19 protein-coding genes are annotated in these 21908 nt (G+C 64.7%); all 19 read right to left on the minus strand.

Translation table 11 applies throughout. The annotated features are described in order from the left end of the window. Positions 1–15: 15 nt before the first annotated feature. The 19 genes from HGI30_RS13410 to lspA all read right to left on the minus strand — a co-directional run bounded on the left by HGI30_RS13410 (position 16) and on the right by lspA (position 21682). A complete protein-coding gene (locus HGI30_RS13410; RefSeq protein WP_168908016.1) occupies positions 16–882 on the minus strand; it encodes an ABC transporter permease in 867 nt (288 codons plus the stop codon). Then, positions 872–1672 (minus strand): ABC transporter permease, encoded by an 801-nt coding sequence (locus tag HGI30_RS13415; RefSeq protein WP_235680127.1) that lies wholly within the window; start codon positions 1670–1672, stop codon positions 872–874. The genes HGI30_RS13410 and HGI30_RS13415 overlap by 11 nt, the downstream gene beginning before the upstream one ends. Next, on the minus strand, positions 1669–2697 hold the full coding sequence (locus HGI30_RS13420; protein WP_168908017.1) for an ABC transporter ATP-binding protein: 1029 nt from the start codon (positions 2695–2697) through the stop codon (positions 1669–1671). Before HGI30_RS13420 ends, HGI30_RS13415 begins: the two co-directional genes overlap by 4 nt. A gap of 301 nt (positions 2698–2998) precedes the next feature. Beyond that, entirely contained in the window at positions 2999–3628 is a 630-nt protein-coding gene (locus HGI30_RS13425) for a tetratricopeptide repeat protein (protein ID WP_328805286.1), read from the minus strand. Next, positions 3553–4890, minus strand: a complete 1338-nt coding sequence (locus HGI30_RS13430) for a stalk domain-containing protein (protein ID WP_168908019.1) — start codon at positions 4888–4890, stop codon at positions 3553–3555. The genes HGI30_RS13425 and HGI30_RS13430 overlap by 76 nt, the downstream gene beginning before the upstream one ends. Positions 4891–4948: 58 nt before the next feature. Continuing rightward, entirely contained in the window at positions 4949–5479 is a 531-nt protein-coding gene (locus tag HGI30_RS13435; RefSeq protein WP_168908020.1) for a GNAT family N-acetyltransferase, read from the minus strand. Next, positions 5476–6075, minus strand: coding sequence for a hypothetical protein (locus HGI30_RS13440; protein ID WP_168908021.1), 600 nt, complete (start codon positions 6073–6075; stop codon positions 5476–5478). The genes HGI30_RS13435 and HGI30_RS13440 overlap by 4 nt, the downstream gene beginning before the upstream one ends. Next, on the minus strand, positions 6068–6922 hold the full coding sequence (locus HGI30_RS13445) for a hypothetical protein (protein WP_168908022.1): 855 nt from the start codon (positions 6920–6922) through the stop codon (positions 6068–6070). Before HGI30_RS13445 ends, HGI30_RS13440 begins: the two co-directional genes overlap by 8 nt. Positions 6923–7032: 110 nt before the next feature. Continuing rightward, positions 7033–8526, minus strand: coding sequence for a malate:quinone oxidoreductase (locus HGI30_RS13450; protein ID WP_168908023.1), 1494 nt, complete (start codon positions 8524–8526; stop codon positions 7033–7035). Between the two features lie 963 nt (positions 8527–9489). Next, a complete protein-coding gene (pyrE, locus tag HGI30_RS13455; RefSeq protein WP_168908024.1) occupies positions 9490–10137 on the minus strand; it encodes an orotate phosphoribosyltransferase in 648 nt (215 codons plus the stop codon). Then, positions 10134–10880: an orotidine-5'-phosphate decarboxylase gene (gene pyrF / locus HGI30_RS13460; protein ID WP_168908025.1), complete on the minus strand. Its 747-nt coding sequence runs from the start codon at positions 10878–10880 to the stop codon at positions 10134–10136. The genes pyrE and pyrF overlap by 4 nt, the downstream gene beginning before the upstream one ends. Positions 10881–11020: 140 nt before the next feature. Then, the gene (gene carB / locus HGI30_RS13465; RefSeq protein ID WP_168908026.1) at positions 11021–14233 is read right to left on the minus strand and encodes a carbamoyl-phosphate synthase large subunit; all 3213 of its coding nucleotides are present in this window, start codon (positions 14231–14233) and stop codon (positions 11021–11023) included. Further along, positions 14220–15365 (minus strand): carbamoyl phosphate synthase small subunit, encoded by a 1146-nt coding sequence (locus tag HGI30_RS13470; protein ID WP_168908027.1) that lies wholly within the window; start codon positions 15363–15365, stop codon positions 14220–14222. Before HGI30_RS13470 ends, carB begins: the two co-directional genes overlap by 14 nt. 12 nt (positions 15366–15377) lie before the next feature. Then, complete coding sequence (locus HGI30_RS13475) at positions 15378–16676, minus strand: dihydroorotase (RefSeq protein WP_168908028.1); 1299 nt, start codon at positions 16674–16676, stop codon at positions 15378–15380. 84 nt (positions 16677–16760) lie between these two features. Then, positions 16761–17663 (minus strand): aspartate carbamoyltransferase catalytic subunit, encoded by a 903-nt coding sequence (locus tag HGI30_RS13480; protein WP_168908029.1) that lies wholly within the window; start codon positions 17661–17663, stop codon positions 16761–16763. 1 nt (position 17664) lies between these two features. Beyond that, positions 17665–18228, minus strand: a complete 564-nt coding sequence (gene pyrR / locus HGI30_RS13485; RefSeq protein WP_168908030.1) for a bifunctional pyr operon transcriptional regulator/uracil phosphoribosyltransferase PyrR — start codon at positions 18226–18228, stop codon at positions 17665–17667. A 482-nt stretch (positions 18229–18710) separates the two neighbouring features. Then, positions 18711–19946 carry an LL-diaminopimelate aminotransferase gene (locus tag HGI30_RS13490; RefSeq protein ID WP_168908031.1) on the minus strand — a complete coding sequence of 412 codons (1236 nt, stop codon included), beginning with the start codon at positions 19944–19946 and terminating at the stop codon, positions 18711–18713. 230 nt (positions 19947–20176) lie between these two features. Further along, positions 20177–21142: an RluA family pseudouridine synthase gene (locus HGI30_RS13495; protein WP_168908032.1), complete on the minus strand. Its 966-nt coding sequence runs from the start codon at positions 21140–21142 to the stop codon at positions 20177–20179. 9 nt (positions 21143–21151) lie between these two features. Then, positions 21152–21682, minus strand: coding sequence for a signal peptidase II (gene lspA, locus HGI30_RS13500; protein WP_168908033.1), 531 nt, complete (start codon positions 21680–21682; stop codon positions 21152–21154). Between the last annotated feature and the right edge of the window lie 226 nt (positions 21683–21908).

Genomic DNA, 21908 nt, shown 5'->3' on the forward strand with positions numbered 1-21908 from the left:
CCGGCTGGCTGGACATCAGCTCCTCATCGCCATCCGATTGCCCGAGCTGTAGCGCCGCAGGCCCGCATAGAACAGGCCGAGCGACAGCGCCGCCAGCAGCAGCAGCATGCCTGCCGCCGCGGCCATGAAGCTGCCGTCCCAGCCGCGCAGCAGGCCGATCGGCATGTAGCTGATGAAGCCGGCCGGGAGAATCGTGAACAGCAGCAGCCGCCCGAGCCCCTTGAAGATGTCCGCCGGGTAGGTCGTGAACGCGAGGTAGCTGTTGAACAGCTGGAAGGCGATGCCTTCGGCGTTGCCGATGAAAAACGCCAGCGAGCCGGCCGCGAGCGTGAAGAACAGGAAGAACAGCCCGGACATCAGCAGCGCGAGCAGGAAAAACGCCAGCCCTTTCCAGCTGTGGTCGCCGACGTACGCAAAGATCGCTGCGCCGAACAGGAAATCGCCGATCGCCGTCAGCGACATGCGGCTCGCCAGCACGTTCAGCAGCAGCGGCTTGGGCTGGGTCATATAGACGTCCAGCTCTCCGTTGGCCGTCAGATAGGCGATGCGCGTGAAGTTGCCGAGCAGCACGCTCGCCCAGCCGAAGCCGCCGGCGCTGACCGCCCAGAGCAGCATGACGTCCTTGAGCTCCCAGCCGGCGACATCCGGGAAGCGGTCGAAGAAGATGCCCCAGAACAGCAGCCAGATGACGTTGTTCAGGAACATCATGCCGGCGGTCATGAGGAAGCTCAGCCGGAACTCCATCGCGCCGGCGAGGTTCAGCTTCCAGCAGGTGAGCAGGAACGGCAGCGTGCCTCGCCAGAACGTTCCTTTGCGCCTCTCCGCTGCAAGCGGGGACGAGGCGGCCGCCGGCCGCTCGGGCAGATTGCGTTCAGCCTCCATTGACGTTCAGCCTCCTTATGCCCCGCGAATAGATCCAGGCGCACAGCGCCGCCATGACGGCGATCCATCCGAGCTGCTGCGCCAGATAGGCGCCCAGCTCGGCTCCGCCGCTGACGGCCGACTTGGCCGGGAAGTACAGCACCGCCTGGAACGGCAGCCAGGCGCAAGCCTGCTGCAGCCAGTGCGGCATCAGGTCGAGCGGGATGAGCATGCCGCCGACGGTGAACTGCAGCTTTTGCAGGATGAACTCCAGTCCCCGCGTCTCCTCCACCCAAAAGGCGCAGAGCGCGATCGACAGGTTGAGCAGGAAGGCCAGCGTGAAGCTGCCGAGCCCGAGCACCGCGATCGCCGACCAGCCGGCTCCGAGCTCCGGCGGGCCGACGAGCATCCAGCCGATGAGGCTGCCGCAGGCCAGATTGATGACGAACCGCAGCGCGGCCTCCCCCAGATAAGAGGCGTACTGGTAGCCGGCGTACGAGATCGGCGTCAGCAGGCGGACGGCGATGCCGCCGCTCTTGACCTCCTCCTCGATGCGCGTGCACAGCTGCGGGAACGCCATCGTGAACGCCTCCGTCAGCACGAGGTACCAGATGATGTCCTTCAGCCGGAACCCGGCGATCTCCGCCCCCTCCCCCTGGCCGCTGTACGCCGCCGACCAGAGCTGCATGAACACGTAGAGGATAAGCAGCAGGAACACCGAGCGCATGAGGAAATCCATCCGGTAGGCGGTCTGCTGCTTGAGCGTGATGCGGACGACGGCGGCGTACTTCGCGCTTTTGGCGGCGATCATGGCTCCTCCTCCTCTCGCGCGGCCATGCCTTCGTCGCGGCTGCGGGCGAACAGCGTCTTGATGACCTCTTCCATCGGCGGGTCCTCGATCGTCACGTCCGCGATCGCGAGCGCCGACAGCAGCCCCTGCAGCACCTGCTCGACGCCGGTCGCCGTCAGGTCGACCGACAGCCGCAGCTGGCCGGCGTCGGCCGGCAGCCGCCGCACGCCGGGAGGCAGCGGCAGCGCATCGGCGGGCGGAGACGACTCGGCCAGCCGCACGGCGACCGTCTTGTAGCGGAGGATGTCGCGCTTCAGCCGCTGCACGGAGCCGTCGACCATGATGCCGCCGTGATGGATGACGACCGCGCGCCGGCACAGCCGCTCGATGTCGCCCGCGTCATGGGACGTCAGGAACACCGTCGTCCCCTCCTCGCGGTTGAGCTCCGCGATCAGCTCGCGGATCCGCTCCTTGATCATCGCGTCAAGCCCGATCGTCGGCTCATCGAGGAACAGCAGCCGCGGCCGGTGCAGGAACGAGCAGGCGATCTCGCAGCGCATCCTTTCGCCCAGCGACAGCCGCCGCACGGCGGTATCGAGGTACGGCCCGAGCTCGAAGCGCTCGATCAGCGAGTCGCGCCTGCGGCGATAGTCGTCCCGGTCGAGCTCGTAGATGCGGCTCATCAGCTCGAACGTGTCGCTCGGCGGCAGGTGGTACCACAGCTGCGACTTCTGCCCGAAGACGGTGCCGATCCGATAGGCGAGCTGCTTGCGCTCCTGCCACGGCACATGCCCGAGCACCGTCGCCTCGCCCCCGCTCGGATGCAGGATGCCGGTCAGCATCTTGATCGTCGTCGACTTGCCGGCTCCGTTCGGACCGAGAAAGGCGATCGTCTCCCCTTCCTCCACCGCCAGATCGATGCCCGACACCGCTTCCTTCTCGCTCCATCTCGGCGACCACAGCGAGCGGAGGCTCGCCGCGAATCCCGGCTCCTTGCGCTTGACGCGGAACGTCTTCCGCAGTCCCTTCGTCTCCAATACGTTCATGCTCTCCGCTCCCTTCGTCCTTGCTGTCCATGCAGGGCCGCGTGCCGTCCGGAGCCGCTCCTTTCCGGCCTCGGCCGGATCGGCAAAAAGACCTTCGGAAAGCCGGCCGGCACAGGCGTGCAGGCGGAACTTTCCGAAGGTCTTTTATCCCTTACGGTGTACGCGGCCTATGGCGCCGCGCCGGTCTCGCTCGGTTCGGTCGAAGAGGGCCGCATCGGCGCGGCCGCTTCCCGGATCCCTAGAAACCCTTCCGTTTGATGATTCATCTTACACGGAAGGGAAGGTTTGGTAAAGGCTTTTTTTACCAAACCTGGTCGAGCTTATCCGCGTAGAAGCGGATCGCCCGCGCATACTCCTGCACGCCGGCGGCGGAGCTGCTGTCCGCCAGCTCGCGCAGCAGCAGCTCCATCGCGCGGGCCGCATCGCCTTCGTTGTACAGCGCCATCGCCAGAAACACGCGAAACTCCGCCCGCTCCGGGTAGCGCTGCGCCGACGCCTCCAGCAGCTCCCGCGCCTCGGCATAGCGTCCCAGCGTCCGCAGCGTGCTGCCGAGTCCCAGCCTCGCCCCCGCGTCGTCCTCCGGCCCCAGTCCGAGGGAGAGCGCCCGCTCGTAATGCGGCACGGCCTCCCGCTCCAGTCCAAGCGAATCATGCGTCCAAGCGAGCTGATACTCCAGCTCGGCGTCGTCCGCAGCGTCGTCCGCCAGCTCCTTCAGCAGCCGCAGCGCTTCCTCGCCCCGGCCTTCGCCGCGCAAGCGCGCGGCGGCGTGGATCGTTTCCTCTCGATTCATCCTCTGCCTCTCCTTCAGTCCTCGTAAAAAAGCCCGTCCGACGAGCGGACGGGCTGACCCTAGGCCTAAACGCTTGCCGTCGCCTGCAGCAGCGCGGTCAGCTCGGCGTTGCCGAGCTCCTTGGCATACTGCAGCGGCGATTTGCTCGTAGACGGATTGGTCTTGTTCGGGTCGGCGCCCTTGGCGAGCAGCAGCTTGACGATGTCCAGCGCTTCGGCGTCGACCGCTTCGTACAGCGCGTGGTCCCGCTTCGGATCGGCGCCGTATTGGAGGAGCAGCTCGACGGCGCGGGCTTCCGGCTTGTAGGCGATTCCGTCATCCTCGGCATCGTACAGCATGCCGCTCGTGAGCTCCAGCGGCGTGTAGCTTTCCTTCACGTCGCAGTTGCAGTCGTTCGGATCGGCGCCGTTCTTGAGCAGCAGCTCCATCATGGCATATGCGCGGCTGCCGTCCGGGCCGACGTAGCCGGCGGCGGCGGCGAGGGGGGCCGGGAACTGCTGCTTGCCGTCGGACTTGGCGCTCGCGCCGGCGGCCAGCAGCTCCTTGGCGATGTCCAGCCGCCCGGTCTGGATCGCCGTCCACATCAGGCTGCCGTTCTCCTGCTCGAGTCCGGCGATATCGGGCTTGGCGGCGAGCAGCAGCCGCAGGAGCTCCAGATCGGATGCTTCCGTCGTAGCCGGATAATCTCCGTCCGCCGTCTCGCGGTACGGCAGGGTCGCCGCTTCCACGAGGGCGAGGGCGTCGCCTTCCTCCATCGTCACGATCAGGTTGACGTCAGCTCCGTTGTCGAGGAACAGCTTGACGATGTCCTTGTTCTTGGTGAAGACGCCCGTAATGAACGCCTGCTCGCTGAGCGCCGGCTTCCAGCCTGCGGCGAGCATCGCCTTGAGCTTGTCCAGCTTGCCGGCCCAGGCGAAGTTGTTGGCCTTGTCTGCCCAGCGCGCCTGCAGCTCGGCGCCTTGGAGCGGAGCGACCGTCACCTGCTGCTTGGCGGCGTTCCAGCCGACCTTGCTGTCGAGCGCCTCGCCGATGAAGCGCAGCGGCACGAGCGTGCGTCCCTTGAGCACGAGCGACGGCTGCGACAGCTCGACCTTCTGGCCGTCGACGAGCGCCCAGTTCTGGCCGATCGTGTGCACGATCGTCGTGAAGCCCTTCGTCGCGGTGATCTGCTTGCCGCTGACGGACACTTTGGCTCCCAAGCCCTCGAAGATGCCGCGCATCGGCACGAGCGTCGAGCCGTTCACGATGACGGGCGGCTGGTCGTACTTCTGCGCCTTGCCGTTCAGGACGACGCTGATCGCCGGCTTGGCGGCGGCTGCCGCCGGACCGGCCGCTGCTCCGAGGCTCGTCGCGATGACGGCGGCTGCAACGGCCGTGGCCGCGAGTCCTTTCCAATTCTTCATGATGGCATTCCCCTGACCTCATTCATGTAAGCTTCGCCTATGGAAGACTTCTTTTCTATTATCTGGGGTCGATGCCGGCTTGTCTATCGGAAAATGAACCGGGGCCGGAAGTCCCGGCGCCCGCGCCGGAGCGGGGCAGATCCATCGACAGCCGGATCATGTCGACGCACGGAATTCCGTTCTCCACGATCGGCTCGTCATAGTGGCGCAGGAAAAAATCACGGTCGACGCCCGCGATGCGGAAGCCGCAGCGCTGATAGAGCGCGAGCTGGCCGATGCTGGAGTTGCCCGTGCCGACCTCGAGCGTCGCCGCCCCCAGCCCGCAGGAGCGCTCGATCGCATGCAGCACGAGCCGCTTGCCGAGGCCCCGGCCTTGCCGCTCCTCGGCGACCGCCACGTTGACGAGCTCCAGCGTCGCCGGCCTCGTCGGCAGCAGCACATACGCTCCGATCGGCGGACCGCCGTCCTCGGCCAGCAGCCAGCATTCGCCGCGCTCCGCGTAGGAAGCGACCATCTCGGCCGACGGGTCGGCCAGCAGCAGCAGCTCCATCGGCAGCGGCTCTTTGTTGTCTCGCAAGCGAATGTTCATCGGGATGATGAAGCCTCCTTTGGAGCTCTGGATCGGCGCACGCGGGACAAGCGGAACGGCAGCCGCAGCGCGAGCAGCTCGGCGATGCCGAGCAGGACGACGCCCCCTGCGTACCAGCCCCACCAAACCGTCTCCTCGAGATTGAATTGGAACGGATAGAACAGCAGCAGGGCGAAGGCGAGCACGGCGTAGAACGTCCGCCTGCCGACGGCTTCCTGCTGGATGTCCCTGGCTTTCGCCGCGGCCGCCGCCTGCCTCAGTCCCGTGCAGAGCAGCACGATAAGCGCCGCATGGAGCGCCATCAGCAGCTGTCCGTACAGCTGGACCGATATCGGCAGCTGCGAGATTCCCTCCGTCAAGCCCACCGTATACGGCATGAGAATGCCCGGAAGCGAGACGGCCGCCAGCAGCCCGGCTAGCCGCCCGGCGCGGCGAAGGGCGGCGAACTCGCTCCCGAGCCGCATCGATCCCGATGCCGCCATCATGTAGCCGATGAAATCCGGCAGCCAGTCGATGCCCGCGATCCGCACGTCAAGCAGCACGAGGACGAGGCCCCAGCCGATACGGCGCAGCGGCATGCGCCAGGATTCATTCATCGGAAGCTCCTCCCGTGCCCGGCTGCTGCTTGCCGTCTTTTCGAAGCTCGCGCACGAGTTCCGTCAAATCTTCCTCGTCGATCGGCATCGACGGATAAGTGAGCGGCTCCCGCTGCCGGATGCTTCGGCCGTCCTCAGTCCGGAACGTCAGCTCCAGGCCGATCTCATAGTATCGGGCTCCGCGCAGGCTGCTTCCGCCGTCAGGCGCGAGCGTCCAGTCGATCCCGATCGTCTCCCCTTTCGTGAGCGAAGCCGGCGGCTGCAGCGATTTGCCCCCGAAGCCATAAGGCTTCAAACGGATCGTGCTTCCCAGCTCGGAAGGCACGACCTCGATTTTTTCAAGCGTGCATGCGCATGCGGCTGCGCCGCTTAAGGAGCCGTTGAACGTCGAGCCGCCACGCTGCTTGACTTGCATGCCCGATTCCACGCGCTTGCGCAGCGTGCCGGCCTGAATCCGCTTGACGGTGCCATCGCGGTAGCGCACGGTCAGCGTCATCGGCAGCGGCTCCTTGAGCTGGCGATAGGCCTTTTCATCCATGTCCAAGCTGGCATAAGCTGCCATCTGGCGCTGGTACCGGAAGTCCATTTTCTCGATCAGCGCAAGGGGGATATCGGGCCGCTCGTTCCATTGCACGAACAGGACGGGACTTCGCTCCCGGCGATTTTCCAAGTAGGAAAGGTAGATCTGGTTGGTGCCCGGATAGACGAGCTGATCCTGAGCAAAAAAATAAGGCTCATCCAACAGCTGCGTGCCGCGATAGAGCAGATTTCCCGTCCAGCTCGCCGCAATCAGCACGACCGCCGCCGCCGCAGCCGTCCATGGACGGCGCTTGACCCAAGCTAGCATGTCGATCTCCTCCTTCAACCTGCCTATCATAGCATGTGTCAGGAGCAGATTGGGAAAAAATGAAAAAATCCCCGGAACCGATCGGGTCGGTTCCGGGGATGCTTTTGGGCTTATTTGGCCGGATGCAGCTCCTTGAGCTGGAGCGCCTTGGCCGCCTTGGCTTCGATCTGCGCGATCAGCTGCGGATGATCGAGCAGCTTGACGCCATAGGAAGGAATCATTTCCTTGATTTTGGGCTCCCAAGCCTTGAGCTGCTGCGGGAAGCACTTCTCGATGACCTCGAGCATGACGGATACGGCGGTGGATGCTCCCGGCGAAGCTCCGAGCAGCGCCGCGATCGAGCCGTCGGCCGCGCTGACGACCTCCGTGCCGAACTGCAGGATGCCTTTGCCCGCCGGCGTGTCCTTGATGACCTGCACGCGCTGTCCGGCTACGACAAGATCCCAATCGTCGCTCTTGGCGTCCGGCACGAACTCGCGCAGCGCGTTCATGCGTTGTTCCTTGGACAGCGACAGCTCCTTGATTAGATACTTCACGAGCGGAACGTTCTTGGCGCCGGAAGCGAGCATCGTCACCAGATTGTTCGGCTTTACGGACGTAATCAGATCGAGCATGGAACCGTTCTTGAGGAACTTCGGCGAGAAGCCGGCGAACGGACCGAAGAAGAGCATTTCCTTGCCCTCGATGTAGCGCTTGTCGAGATGCGGCACCGACATCGGCGGCGCGCCGACGGCGGCCTTGCCGTACACCTTGGCATGATGCCGGGAGACGACCTCCGGCTTTTGGCATACCATGAAGATCCCACTGATCGGGAAGCCGCCGATGGCGCGACCTTCCGGAATGCCGGACTTCTGAAGCAGATGCAGGCTGCCGCCGCCGCCGCCGAGGAAGACGAACTTGGCGTTGTGGCGCTCGACCGCTCCGCGGCTGTCGCGCACCTTGACGTCCCAGCTTCCGTCGCCCGCGCGCTTCACATCATCGACCTGATGCTTGTAGCGGACGTCGACGCCCTGCTTTTGCAGATGCTCGAACAGCATGCGCGTTAAAGCGCCAAAGTTGACGTCCGTTCCGGAGTCGATCTTCGTCGCCGCGATCGGCTCGTCGACCTTGCGCCCGTCCATGATGAGCGGAATCCACTGCTGGAGCCGCTCGGGGCGATCGGAGTACTCCATGCCGCGAAACAGCGGATTGTCCTTGAGCGCCTCGAAGCGCTTGCGGAGGAACCGGACGTTGTTCTCCCCGAACACGAGGCTCATGTGGGGCAGCGTCATGATGAAATCCTGAGGATTGTGGATGAGGCCGCTGGCCGCCAGATGCGCCCAGAACTGCTTGGATACCTGGAACTCCTCGTTTACTTTGACCGCCTTGCTGATGTCGATCGAGCCGTCGGGCTTTTCGGTCGTGTAGTTGAGCTCGCACAGGGAGGAGTGGCCGGTGCCGGCGTTGTTCCATTCGTTCGAGCTTTCCTCGCCTGCCGAGGCGAGCTTTTCGAACACTTTGATGTTCCAGTCCGGCGCAAGCTCCTTCAGCAAGGCGCCCAGGGTGGCGCTCATGATGCCGGCGCCGATCAAGATCACGTCAGTTTGTTGTTGTCGATTGCTCACGTTTATCGTCCTTACCCATCAAATTTTTGAAGCCGGATCGACACGGATCCATAATCACTCCCACTAGTATAGCATGATTCGACGGCGCATTGTAGCAATCGCTCGAGTGCGATCTTCGCCTCGCTGTCGCGTTGGCGCAGCCGGTCCAAAGCCGCTCGCGCCGCGTTGGCATCGGTACCGATCCGCTTTGCGTGGGCGGAAAGCGGAGGAGCAATAATGCGCTTTGCATAACGTGGTGTCGCAACAGGAACGGATCGTTCCGCAGGACGGCGACGCCCGAGTCGCTCGGTTTTTCCGCGCAGCTCCTCCTGTTCGATCTCCTGTAGCCCCGAGTTGCTCGGTTTTTCCGCGCAACTCGTCCTGTTCGACCTCCTGTAACCCCGAGTTGCTCGGTTTTTCCGCGCAACTCCTCCTGTTCGACCTCCTGTAGCCCCGAGTCGCTCGGTTTTTCCGCGCAGCTCCTCCTGTTCGCCCTCCTGTAGCCCAGAGTTGCTCGGTTTTTCCGCGCAACTCGTTCGTTCCCGCTCCTGCACGCTCGAGGTGCTTGAGCAAGGGGGATTAGCATTAGCAGCTTTGCCTGCTTGCTGACGAATCCCTCCCTTACTAAAAAGGGAGGGGCAGTATGCGGGGCGAGGCAGAGCGGAGCGAGCCGATGCCTTTCGGAGAAGCGGCAGCGGTCCTCTTGGAAGACGGATGGCCTCCACATAGGAGGTCAGGAAATCGGGGCATCCGGCTTCCAGTGGAATCGGAGAAAGGCTCGGCTCGAGCAGCGGGCTTTCTGCCACCAAATCTGAAAGGCTCGGATCGAGCAGCGGGCTTTTTGCCACCAAATCTGAAAGGCTCGGATCGCGCAGCGGGCTTTCTGCCACCGAATCTGAAAGGCTCGGCTCGCGCAGCGGGCTTTCTGCTCACAGCGAAAAGGACGGTCGGCATCATGCGCCGTCCCGTCCTCCTTCAGCCGATCTACTTGCCGTAGCCGGCCGGATCCTCGCGCCACGCCTGCAGCGAGGCGAGCTGGCCGCTCTGCACGATGCCGCGCTCGGCCGCGACGTCGATCAGCGTCGTGTAGCCGGACAGCGTGCGCAGCGGCACGCCTGCTTCTTCAAAAGCCTTCTCGGCGCTCGCGAACTGATACGAGAAGATCGCCACGACCGCCTGCACTTCGGCTCCCGCTTCGCGGACCGCCTGCGCGGCCTTGATCGAGCTGCCGCCGGTCGAGATCAGATCCTCGATGACGACGACCTTCTGGCCCGCCGCGATGCGGCCCTCGATCTGATTCTGCTTGCCGTGCCCCTTGGCCTTGTCGCGGATGTAGGCCATCGGCAGGTTCAGCTTGTGCGCCACCCAGGCCGCGTGCGGGATGCCCGCCGTCGCCGTGCCGGCGATGACCTCGGCGTCCGGATAGCTCTCGCGGATGATCGCGGCGAAGCCTTCCGCCACCAGGTCGCGGATGTCGGGGTAGGACATCGTCAGCCGGTTGTCGCAGTAGATCGGCGACTTCAGCCCGCTCGTCCATGTGAACGGCTCCTCCGGCCGCAGCGCGACCGCTCCGATGTCCAGCAGCTTGGCTGCGATCTCGCGCGGAAGGCTTTCGACTTGAACGGTGCTCATGCTTGGATCAGCTCCTCGATGATGGATTCGATGGCGGCGCGCGGATCGGCCGCCTGGGTGATCGGGCGTCCGATCACCATGTAGTCCGTGCCGGCGCGCAGCGCGTCCTGCGGCGTCATGATGCGCGTCTGGTCGCCGACGTCGGAGCCGGACGGACGGATGCCCGGCGTGACCGTCTGAAAAGACGGGCCGCAGGTATCCTTGACGAGCTGCACTTCATGCGGCGAGGCCACGACGCCGTCCAATCCGGACGCGATCGCAAGCAGCGCGTAGCGGGCGACCGCCTCCTCGACCGTGCCGGGGATGCCGATCTCGTCGTTCAGCATCTCCTCGCTCGTGCTCGTCAGCTGCGTGACGGCGATGACCGTCGGGCGCGGCAGCGCCGGATCGGCGGCGAGCGCTTCCTCGACGCCGTCCATCGCCGCCTCCATCATGTCGCGGCCGCCAGCGGCATGGACGTTGAACATGTCGACGCCCAGTTTCGCGATGCTGCCGGCGCCGCCTTTGACGGTGTTGGGGATGTCATGCATCTTCACGTCGAGGAAGACGCGATAGCCGCGCTCCTTCAGCTGCCGGACGAAATCCGGCCCGGCGGCGTAAAAGAGCTGCATGCCTACTTTCATGTAACACGGAATGCCTTGGAGCTGCTCCAGCAGCTTCTCGGCCGAGGCGGCGTCCGGATAGTCGAGCGCCACCATCACCTTGGCTGCCGCCTGCTCGCGGCTCAGGGCCGTTGTGCTCATCGCTTGCTCCTCCTTCGGGTCTAAACGAGACGATCGATCGGGCATAGAGAAAGGCCATCCGCCGGAGCGCGCCGCCGGCAGCGCCTCGGGAGGCGATGCGGCGGTCGGCGCGCTGTCGGCGCTGGCCGTGCTTCATCGAATTATTGCAGGACCGGCATCGGGTTCGAGCTGAAGTTGATCGTCTGCAGCATGTTCAGCAGCGCGCGCACCGTATCGAGCGACGTCATGCAGACGACGCCGTTCTCGACCGCCTCGCGGCGGATGCGGAAGCCGTCGCGCTCCGGCGTCTTGCCCTTCGTCAGCGTGTTGAAGACGAACTGGGCTTGCCCGCTGCGGATCAGGTCGAGGATGTTCGGCGAGCCTTCGCTCAGCTTGTTGACGCGCTGCACGGCGATGCCCTCGGCCTCGAGCGCGGCGGCCGTGCCGCCGGTCGCGATGATCTTGTAGCCGATCGCGTAGAAGCCCTTGAGCAGCTCGAGCGCCTCGGCCTTGTCCTTGTCGGACACGGTCGCCACGATGGAGCCTTGCAGCGGAATCTTCATGCCTGCGCCGATCAGGCCTTTGTACAGCGCCTTGGCGTACTGCTCGTCGCGGCCCATGACCTCGCCCGTCGACTTCATCTCCGGCGTCAGCGTCGGATCGACGCGGCGCAGCTTGGCGAAGCTGAACACCGGCACCTTGACGCTGACGAACTTGTCCTCCGGCCAGAGGCCGTCGACATGCCCGAGCTCGGCCAGCTTCGTGCCGAGGATCGCGCGCGTCGCCAGGTTGGCCATCGGCAGGCCCGTCACCTTGCTGAGGAACGGCACCGTGCGCGAGGAGCGCGGGTTGACCTCGATGACGTACGCCTTGTCGTTATGGATGACGAACTGGATGTTGACCAGGCCGACGACCTTCAGCGCCTTGGCGATCTTGATCGTGATGTCGACGATCTGCTCCTTGATGTCCGCCGACAGCGACTGCGGCGGGTACACCGCGATGGAGTCGCCGGAGTGGACGCCCGCGCGCTCGACATGCTCCATGATGCCCGGGATGACGACCGTCTCGCCGTCGCAGATCGCGTCGACCTCGGCTTCCTTGCCGAGCATGTAGCGGTCGATCAGCACCGGATGCTCCGGATTGATCTTGACCGCCTCGGCCATGTAGCCGACGAGCTCCTCGTCGGAGTAGACGATCTCCATCGCGCGGCCGCCGAGGACGTACGACGGACGCACGAGCACCGGGTAGCTGAGGCGGTTGGCGGTTACGATGGCTTCCTCGAGGTTCGTCACCGTGCTGCCTTCCGGCTGCGCGATGCCGAGGCCGCGCAGCAGCGCCTCGAACTTCTTGCGGTCCTCGGCGGTGTCGATGCTCTCGAGGCTGGAGCCGAGGATGCGCACGCCGGCCTTCGCCAGCGGAGCCGCCAGGTTGATGGCCGTCTGCCCGCCGAACTGCACGATGACGCCGATCGGCTGCTCCTGCTCGATGACGTTCAGCACGTCCTCCAGGAACAGCGGCTCGAAGTAGAGCCGGTCGGAGGTGCTGAAGTCGGTCGAGACCGTCTCCGGGTTGTTGTTGATGATGACGGCTTCGTAGCCGGCGTTCTGGATCGCCCAGACGGCATGCACGGTCGAGTAGTCGAACTCGATGCCCTGGCCGATGCGGATCGGGCCGGAGCCGAGCACGAGCACCTTTTGCTTGTCCGTCTCGGTCACTTCGTTCTCCACCTCGTAGGTGGAGTAGTAGTACGGCGTGCTCGCCTCGAACTCCGCGGCGCAGGTGTCGACCATCTTGTAGACCGGACGCAGTCCCTGCTCCAGGCGGAAAGCGCGGACCGCGTGCTCGTCCGTCAGCGTCTGCTGGCTGCCCTCGCGGCGCAGCTCGGCGATGGAGCGGTCGGAGAAGCCGCGGCGCTTGGCGGCGTAGAGCAGCTCCTTGGTCAGGCCGGGCGCGCGGCGAAGCTCTTCCTCGAAGGCCACGATGCTCTCGATCTTGTCGAGGAACCACCAGTCGACCTTGGTCAGGTCCTGGATGTCGGCGAGCGTCCAGCCGCGGCGGAACGCCTCGGCGATGAGGAACATGCGCTCGTCGTCCGGCTTGGCCAGACGCGTGCGGAGCGTCTCGTCGCCCAGCTCATGCGCGTCCTTGAGATGGAAGCGATGCGTGCCGATCTCCAGCGAGCGGATCGCCTTGTGCATCGACTCCTCGAACGTGCGGCCGATCGCCATGACCTCGCCGGTCGCCTTCATCTGCGTGCCGAGCTTGCGGTTGGCGCTCGTGAACTTGTCGAACGGCCAGCGCGGAATCTTGGATACGATGTAGTCGAGCGTCGGCTCGAAGCAGGCGTACGTCTGGCCCGTGACCGGGTTGACGATCTCGTCGAGCGTATAGCCGACAGCGATCTTCGCGGCCATCTTGGCGATCGGGTAGCCCGTCGCCTTGGAGGCGAGCGCCGAGGAGCGGCTGACGCGCGGGTTGACCTCGATGACGTAGTATTGGAAGCTGAACGGGTCCAGCGCGAACTGCACGTTGCAGCCGCCCTCGATGTTCAAGGCGCGGATGATCTTGAGCGAGGCGGAGCGCAGCATCTGGTACTCGCGGTCCGACAGCGTCTGGCTCGGCGCCACGACGATGGAGTCGCCGGTATGCACGCCGACCGGATCGAAGTTCTCCATGTTGCAGACGACGATGCAGTTGTCGTTCGCGTCGCGCATGACCTCGTACTCGACTTCCTTCATGCCGGCGATCGACTTCTCGATCAGGCACTGGCCGATCGGGCTGTAGCGGATGCCGGAGGCGACCGTCTCCAGCAGCTCCGCCTCGGTCGCGCAGATGCCGCCGCCCGTGCCGCCGAGCGTATACGCCGGGCGAACGATGATCGGATAGCCGATCTCGTTGGCGAAGTCGACGGCTTCCTGGACCGTCGTGACGATGACGCTCTCCGGCACCGGCTGCTCCAGCTCGCGCATGAGCTCGCGGAACAGGTCGCGGTCCTCGGCCTTCTCGATCGCCGTCAGCTGCGTGCCGAGCAGCTGCACGTTCTCGCGCTCCAGCACGCCGGCGCGCGCCAGCTCGACCGCCATGTTGAGGCCGGTCTGGCCGCCGAGCGTCGGCAGCAGGCCGTCCGGACGCTCCTGGCGGATGATCTGGGAGACGAAGTCGAGCGTGATCGGCTCGATGTACACTTTGTCCGCCATGTTCGTATCGGTCATGATCGTCGCCGGGTTGCTGTTGATGAGGACGACCTCGTAGCCCTCTTCCTTCAGCGCCTGGCAGGCCTGCGTGCCGGCATAGTCGAACTCGGCGGCCTGGCCGATGACGATCGGGCCGGAGCCGATGACGAGGATCTTCTTGAGCAGGTTATTTCTGGGCATACAGCAGCTCTCCTTTGGACGCTTCCGACAGCTGGGCTTGGCGCGGCTTGGAAGGGTTAGTGCGGCGATGGGTGCGGATCAGCTCCAGGAATTCGTCGAACAGGTAGCTGGAATCGAACGGCCCCGGGGCCGCCTCCGGATGGTATTGGACCGAGAAGGCCGGGTAGCGGTCATGCTTCAGGCCTTCGACCGTCTTGTCGTTGTTGTTGATATGCGTCACGGTCAGATCGGTGCCGGCGATGCTGGACTCCGGCACGGTGTAGCCGTGGTTCTGGCTCGTGATGTAGCAGCGTCCCGAGGACAGCTCCTTGACCGGATGGTTGCCGCCGCGATGGCCGAACTTGAGCTTCTCCGTGTCGGCTCCGCAGGCGAGCGCGAACAGCTGGTGGCCGAGGCAGATGCCGAAGATCGGATACTCGCCGAGCAGCTCGCGGATCGTCGCGACCGCATGCGGCACGTCCTGCGGGTCCCCGGGGCCGTTGGACAGCTGGATGCCGTCCGGGTTCAGGCGGCGGATCGTCTCCGCGGATGTATCATGCGGCACGACGACGACGTCGCAGCCGCGCTTGGTCAGCTCGCGCAGGATGCCGGTCTTGGCGCCGTAGTCGATGAGCACGATGCGCTCGCCGAAGCCGGGGCTCGTGAACACCTGCTTCGTCGACGTGCGGGCGACTTGATCGCGCAGCAGCGGCGTGCCGGTGAGCTGCTCGACGATCGCCTCGACGCGCTCGCTGCCCGTCGTGATGGCGCCGCGCATCGTGCCGAAGTGGCGCAGCTTGCGGGTCAGCATGCGCGTGTCGATCTCGCTGATCGCCGGGATGCCGTGCTCCTTGAGCAGCCAGTCGAGCGACACCTGGGCGCGCCAGTTGCTCGGAATCGGCTCGTGGCGGCGTACGGCGAAGCCGTGGATGAACGGCGCCACCGTCTCGAAATCGTCGCGGGTGATGCCGTAGTTGCCGATGAGCGGATACGTCATCGTCACGATCTGGCCGCAGTACGACGGATCGGAGAGCACCTCCTGGTAGCCTGTGATGCCTGTATTGAATACGACCTCGCCGGGCTTGAACGTCTCGGCGCCGAACGACTGGCCCGCAAATACGGTTCCGTCCTCAAGAATCAGTCTTGCTTGCATCCGTATCACTCCTTATGCGCTTTGGTGGGACCAGACGACGCTGCCGGCGACAACGGTGGCTTCCGGCCATCCGTAGAGCTTCCAGCCGCCGAAAGGCGTGTTGCTGCTTTTGGAAAGGAATGCGGAGGGATCGACCTCGCGCTTCTGCTCCAGCTCGACGACGGTCAGATCCGCCGGAGCTCCGACCTCCAGCCGCCCCGAGTCGAGGCGGAATACGGAAGCAGGGATTCGGGTCATGCGGTTCAGCAGGAAGCCGAGCGACCATTTGCCCGTACGGACGAATGCGGTGTACAGCAGCGGGAACGCCGTCTCGAAGCCGACGATGCCGAACGGCGCGAGCTGCATCCCGCGAGCCTTCTCCTCCGCGCTGTGCGGCGCATGGTCGGTGACGATCATGTCGATCGTACCGTCCTCCAGCCCCTGGATGACCGCCTCGACGTCGCGCGGCGTGCGCAGCGGAGGGTTCATCTTCCAATTGGAGTCCATGCCCGGGATGTCCTCGTCGCTCAACACCAGATGATGCGGACAGACCTCGGCGGTGATTCTCACGCCGACCGACTTGGCCAGGCGGATCAGGCGAACCGACTGCTCGGTGCTCACGTGGCAGACGTGGTAGTGGACGCCGGTCGCCTCGGCCAGCAGCGCGTCGCGGCCGACATGGATCGCCTCGGACTCGTTCGGGATGCCCTTGATGCCGTTGTCGCGGGCGAACCTTCCCTCGGAGACGTACAGCCCTTCGACCAGGCTGTCGTCCTCGCAGTGGGCGATGATCGGCATGTCGAGCGCCTTCGCCAGCTCCATCGCGTCCTTCATCATCTGCGCCCGCTGCACGCCGACGCCGTCGTCGGTGAAGCCGATCGCGCCGGCCGCTTTCAGCGCCGCGAAGTCGGTCAGCTCGCGTCCGAGCTGGTTTTTGGAGATCGCCGCGTAAGGCAGCACCTTGACGCCGTTGCCTTGCTCGCGGGCTTTGTCCAGCACGTAGCGCACCGTCTCCGGCGTGTCGATCGACGGCCGCGTGTTCGGCATGCAGGCGATCGTCGTGAATCCCCCCGCCGCCGCCGAAGCAGTGCCGGTGACGATATCCTCCTTATGCTCGAAGCCGGGGTCGCGCAGATGCACGTGCATGTCGATGAAGCCCGCCGAGACGAGCTTGCCCCGCGCGTCCAGCACGCCCTCGCCCGACGCTTCCGGCGCTTCGCCGCCCTTGATCTCGGCGATCCGTCCGTCCTCGATGCGGACATGCCTCGTTTCCAGCTCGCCGCTCTCCTCGTTCCAGATCCGTCCGTTCACGATCCATTCTATAGCTGCCATTGCTTGATCCGTCCCCTTTCGCGGCGCCTGCTGTCCAGCCTGCCTGCGTCCGTGATGCTTGCTGTCCCTCGCGGCGATCGCCGCCTATCCCCGAAGCGCCCGCTCGATGACCGCCATGCGCACCGGCACGCCGTTCTGCATCTGCGGAAAGATCCTCGACTGCGGATGCTCGACCAGGTCGCCGTCGATCTCGACGTCGCGATTGACCGGCGCCGGGTGCATGATGATCGCGTGCGGCGCCAGGCGAGCCGCCCGTTCCGCCGTCAGCCCGTACTGCTCGCGGTACTCCTCCGCCGAGCGGATCATGCCGCCCTCATGCCGCTCCAGCTGCACGCGCAGCATCATGACGACGTCCGCCTGAAGCGCCTCGTCGATGCCGACGTAAGGCACATCCAGCTCGTGCTCCCGCATGTTGTCCGGAGCGCAGAAGCTGACCTTCGCTCCGAGCTGCTTCAGCCCCCAGTAGTTGGAGCGGGCGACCCGGCTGTGCTTGATGTCGCCGATGATGGAGACGCGCAGACCGGCGAGCTGCCCGAATTGCTGCCGCATCGTGTACAGGTCGAGCAGCGCCTGCGTCGGATGCTCGTTGTTGCCGTCTCCAGCGTTGATGAGCGGCACCTGGATGCGCTCCGCGAGCTCTTGGAGAACGCCGGCCGGCTTGAGGCGGATGATGCCGGCGTCGATGCCCATGGACTCCAGCGTCCGCACGGTGTCGTAGATCGACTCGCCCTTCTGCACGCTCGATGCCGCCGCCGAGAAGTTCAGCACCTCGGCTCCGAGGCGCTTTTCCGCCACCTCGAAGCTGAACCGGGTGCGCGTGCTGTTCTCGAAGAACATGTTGGCGACGAACCGACCTGCCAGAACCGGCTGCACCTTCTGCTCCTGCCGCTCCCAGTGCGACGCCCGGGAGAGAATCGACTCGATCTCCTCGCGGCCCATCCCCTTGAGGCCGAGCAGGCTGTTTTGCCGCAGCTGCAATGCCGTCATGTTATCGTCCTCCCTGTCTCTCGGTGATGGTGACGTTGTCTTCTCCATCCACTTCCTGAAGGGAGACGCGGATGCTCTCCTGCTTGGAGGTCGGCACGTTCTTGCCCACGTAGTCGGGACGGATCGGCAGCTCCCGATGGCCCCGATCGAGCAGGACGGCGAGCTGGATCGACTGGGGACGTCCTTGGTCCATCAAGGCGTCCATCGCCGCGCGGATCGTCCGTCCGGTGTAGAGCACGTCGTCGATCAGGATGACGCGCTTGTCATGGATGGCGACCGGCCGGCCTTCGGCATCGGCCACCGCGATGGCGCCCGCCTGGCCTTCCGCCGAGCGGTCGTCGCGGTAGCCGGTAATGTCGAGCTCGCCGCAAGCGACCGGCGCGCCTTCGATTTCGCGGATCTGCTCGGCCAGGCGCCGGGCCAGATGCACGCCCCGCGTCCGGATGCCGACCAGCACGCAGCCTTCGATCCCTTTGTTCTTCTCGACGATTTCATGGGCGATCCGGGTCAGGCCTCTGCGTATGGCGGTATCGTCCAGGATGGCGCGTTTTTCGCCTTCTGACATGGGTATTCGAGCTCCTTCGGCGTTCGGCCGCAGCCGCTGCGCATAGGTAGTTTACGGCTCTTAGCCTCCCTCGGCAGGGCAAAAAAAATCTCCCTGCTGAACGCTCAGCAAGGAGAGGGAAAGAAGCATGTGCCGTCTTGAAGAAGAGCGAGCGGGCGGATCCCGATCCCGCGAGGGCAGGCGCGCGAACGCGCCTATTCCCCGCGCGGAGGCAAGGACTCCGAGCTCGCGGACAAGCTTCTTCGACGACGGCACGTATCACGCTACCTTCCCAGCCTCTCTGGACTGAGTTAAAGGTACTGCCGTTATCGGTAACGATTATCCCATGCGGGGTCGACGAAGTCAACCCTAACCCTGTTCCTTGGAGATAGTGAATTAATATTCAACTTACTGAATAATAATAACACCTTCTCCGCGAAAGGGCAATCCCCCAGTCAACAAAAAGCCAGCCCGCGTGGCGGACTGGCTCGTTTGGCTGCATGTTAGAGGCTGAGGCCGCGGATGCGCTCCACCGCTTTTTCGGTGTTCTCGCGGCTGCCGAACGCCGTCAGGCGGAAGTAGCCCTGGCCGCTGCGGCCGAAGCCGACGCCCGGCGTGCCGACGATGTTGGCCTCCGACAACAGCTTGTCGAAGAACGCCCACGAGTCGAGGCCCTTCGGCGTCTTGAGCCAGATGTACGGCGCGTTGACGCCGCCGAATACATCCAGGCCAAGCGATGCAAGGCCGTCGCGGATGATGCCGGCATTGGTCATGTAGTAGTCGACGAGGCTGCGGATCTGCTCCTTGCCCTCCGGCGAATAGATCGCTTCGGCGCCGCGCTGGGTCACGTAGGACACGCCGTTGAACTTGGTCGTGTGGCGGCGGTTCCACAGGTCGTTGATGACGACGGAGTTGCCGTCCTTGTCGAGGCCCTTCAGCTCGCGCGGCACGACGGTGTACGCGCAGCGGACGCCCGTGAAGCCGGCCGTCTTGGAGAAGCTGCGGAACTCGATCGCGACCTCGCGCGCTCCTTCGACTTCATAGATGCTGTGCGGCACGTCGGCTTCGGTGATGAACGACTCGTACGCCGAGTCGAACAGGATGAGGCAGCTGTTCTCGCGCGCGTAGTCGACCCATACCTTGAGCTCGTCCTTCGTCAGCGTCATGCCGGTCGGGTTGTTCGGGTAGCAGAGGTAGATGAGGTCGACCTTGCGGTCCGGCAGCGACGGCTTGAAGCCGTTTTCCGCCGTGCAGTCGAGATAAACGATGTTCTCGTAGCGGCCCAGCTCGCTGTTGAACGAGCCGGAGCGGCCTGCCATGACGTTGGTGTCCACATAGACCGGATAGACCGGATCCTGCACGGCGACGACGGCATCCTGGCTGAAAATCTCCTGGATGTTGCCGACGTCGCATTTGGAGCCGTCGCTGACGAAAACTTCGTTGGAGGCGATATCGACGCCGCGCGCCTTGTAGTCGTGCTCGATGATCGCATTGATGAGGAAGTCGTAGCCTTGCTCCGGACCGTAGCCGCGGAAGCTGCCCGGCACGGCCAGCTCGTCGACGGCGGCGTGCATCGCCTTGGTGACGGCTTCCGGCAGGCCGCGCGTCACGTCGCCGATGCCGAGGCTGATGATCTCGGCCTGCGGGTTGTCTTGGATGAACTTCGTGCGCCGCTTGGCGATTTCCGAGAACAGGTAGCTGCCCTGGAGGTTCAGGTAGTTCGAATTGATCGATGTCATGGGATCGGATCCCCTTTCGTTGTCATGAATGGACCCGGGAGCGAGAAGGCGCGCCCGGGTCATGGGGGGTTCGTGCTGGCGCGGCCTCTGTCCGAATGGCCATGGCGCGCGGTTGCAGCCTGTTTCAGCATAGCGCAAGGCGCTTGCCGTGCTAATGGAACATTGCGCGAAAAATTTGCATTATTCGCATCGTCCGCCGGACGGAACGCCCTGGCGCGGGTCGGCTGCCATCAGCGGTTGCGCAAGCTCGTCAGCACATGCTGCATGTCCGCCGGGATCGGCGCCTCGAACTCGAGCCGCTCGCCCGTGCGCGGATGGGTGAAGCCGAGCGCGGCCGCATGGAGAGCCTGTCCGCCCAACGCGACCGTCTTGTTGCGGCCGTAGACGGGATCGCCCGCGAGCGGATGGCCGATGTACTTGAGATGGACGCGGATCTGATGGGTCCGTCCCGTCTCCAGCTGCAGCTCGACCAGCGTATAGTCGCCCAGCCGCTCGATGACTTGGAAATGGGTCACCGCATGCTTGCTCCCTTTGGTCGTGACGGTGAACATCTTGCGGTCCTTGTCGTCCCGTCCGATCGGCGCGTCGATCGTGCCGATGTCGTGATGCAGGTTGTCGTGCACGAGCGCGACATACTTGCGCGTCACGCTGTGCTCCTTGAGCTGCTCGGCGAGCGATAGGTGGGCCAGGTCGTTCTTGGCGGCCATGAGCAGGCCCGACGTGTCCTTGTCGATGCGGTGCACGATGCCGGGCCGGAGCACGCCGTTGATGCCGGACAGGTCGCGGCAATGATGCATGAGCGCGTTGACGACGGTACCGCCGGAGTGCCCCGGGGCCGGATGCACGACCATGCCCCGCGGCTTGTTGATGACGATGACGTCGGAGTCCTCATACACGATGTCGAGCGGGATGTCCTCCGGCACGATCGCCGCGTCCTCGGGCTCCGGCACCGTCACGGCGAGCGAGTCGCCCGCGGCGAGCTTATAGTTCGCCTTGACGGCACGGCCGCCCACCGATGCGGCTCCCGCAGCGATCCAGTCCTGGACCTGCGTGCGCGAGACCGCGGGATCGGCGAGCTGGTCGGTGATGAACTTGTCGATGCGCTGGCCCGCCTGCTCCGGCGCGACCGTCCATTCGAGCAGCCGCTCGTCGTCTTGCTCGGCGGCGGCTTCATGATGGCTGTCTTGAAATGTCATGGGGAAAAATCAGTCCTCTGTATGCAGGATTTCCTTCGGCTGCTCCGGATCGCGGCCGGCCTTGGCCGCCGCCCGCGCGCGGCGGTCTTCCCGCAGCGTGTCGATGATGATCATGATGACGCCGACCGTAATCGCCGCATCGGCGATGTTGAACACCGCGAACGAATAGGAGCCGAAATTGAAGGATAGGAAGTCGACGACATGCCCGTACAGCAGCCGGTCGATGAAATTGCCGAGAGCTCCGCCGAGTACGAGCCCCAGGGCGGTCAGCAGCCAGACGTTGCCGGAACGGCGCTGCTGGTGGATGTACCAGACGATGCCCGCCGCGACGATCGGCGTGATGATGAGGAAGAACATCTGCTTTCCCTCCAGCATGCTGAAGGCCGCTCCCGTATTGCGGATGGAAGTGATGATGAAGAAATCTCCGATGACTTTGATCTGCTCGTAGAGCTCGAGCCGGTTCATGATGATGATCTTGGTGATCTGGTCGAGCAAGATGGCGACCAGCGCCACCACGTATGAATACCCCTTGACCTTCAAGCTTTTCCCTCCTCGTCCGTCTCATTGTAGCATAACCGTTCCGGGCGGAGCCAGCGCTCGCGGACGGCTCCGGAGCCGGCCTCGCGCCGCTTGGCGGACAGGTTGCGAGGCTGGCATCCGAGCAAGGTCGGCAAGGGATCGGGAGGGCCTCCACAGGGGTTCGATCTGCATCTTTCGAATCTCCGGCTTCCAGACACCCCCATCTGTAATCCGGCTGCAAGTCGTC

This window comes from Paenibacillus albicereus, assembly GCF_012676905.1.
Taxonomy (GTDB): domain Bacteria; phylum Bacillota; class Bacilli; order Paenibacillales; family Paenibacillaceae; genus Paenibacillus_O; species Paenibacillus_O albicereus.

Excerpts from the sequence above, each read along its gene's own strand:
- HGI30_RS13420 (WP_168908017.1), bottom strand. The coding sequence starts at position 2,697 with ATGAACGTATTGGAGACGAAGGGACTGCGGAAGACGTTCCGCGTCAAG.
- HGI30_RS13430 (WP_168908019.1), bottom strand. The coding sequence starts at position 4,890 with ATGAAGAATTGGAAAGGACTCGCGGCCACGGCCGTTGCAGCCGCCGTC.
- HGI30_RS13495 (WP_168908032.1), bottom strand. The coding sequence starts at position 21,142 with ATGACATTTCAAGACAGCCATCATGAAGCCGCCGCCGAGCAAGACGAC.
- HGI30_RS13435 (WP_168908020.1), bottom strand. The coding sequence starts at position 5,479 with ATGAACATTCGCTTGCGAGACAACAAAGAGCCGCTGCCGATGGAGCTG.
- pyrE (WP_168908024.1), bottom strand. The coding sequence starts at position 10,137 with ATGAGCACCGTTCAAGTCGAAAGCCTTCCGCGCGAGATCGCAGCCAAG.
- HGI30_RS13480 (WP_168908029.1), bottom strand. The coding sequence starts at position 17,663 with ATGACGGCATTGCAGCTGCGGCAAAACAGCCTGCTCGGCCTCAAGGGG.
- pyrR (WP_168908030.1), bottom strand. The coding sequence starts at position 18,228 with ATGTCAGAAGGCGAAAAACGCGCCATCCTGGACGATACCGCCATACGC.
- pyrF (WP_168908025.1), bottom strand. The coding sequence starts at position 10,880 with ATGAGCACAACGGCCCTGAGCCGCGAGCAGGCGGCAGCCAAGGTGATG.
- HGI30_RS13410 (WP_168908016.1), bottom strand. The coding sequence starts at position 882 with ATGGAGGCTGAACGCAATCTGCCCGAGCGGCCGGCGGCCGCCTCGTCC.
- carB (WP_168908026.1), bottom strand. The coding sequence starts at position 14,233 with ATGCCCAGAAATAACCTGCTCAAGAAGATCCTCGTCATCGGCTCCGGC.
- HGI30_RS13445 (WP_168908022.1), bottom strand. The coding sequence starts at position 6,922 with ATGCTAGCTTGGGTCAAGCGCCGTCCATGGACGGCTGCGGCGGCGGCG.
- HGI30_RS13490 (WP_168908031.1), bottom strand. The coding sequence starts at position 19,946 with ATGACATCGATCAATTCGAACTACCTGAACCTCCAGGGCAGCTACCTG.
- HGI30_RS13475 (WP_168908028.1), bottom strand. The coding sequence starts at position 16,676 with ATGGCAGCTATAGAATGGATCGTGAACGGACGGATCTGGAACGAGGAG.
- HGI30_RS13470 (WP_168908027.1), bottom strand. The coding sequence starts at position 15,365 with ATGCAAGCAAGACTGATTCTTGAGGACGGAACCGTATTTGCGGGCCAG.
- HGI30_RS13440 (WP_168908021.1), bottom strand. The coding sequence starts at position 6,075 with ATGAATGAATCCTGGCGCATGCCGCTGCGCCGTATCGGCTGGGGCCTC.
- HGI30_RS13415 (WP_235680127.1), bottom strand. The coding sequence starts at position 1,672 with ATGATCGCCGCCAAAAGCGCGAAGTACGCCGCCGTCGTCCGCATCACG.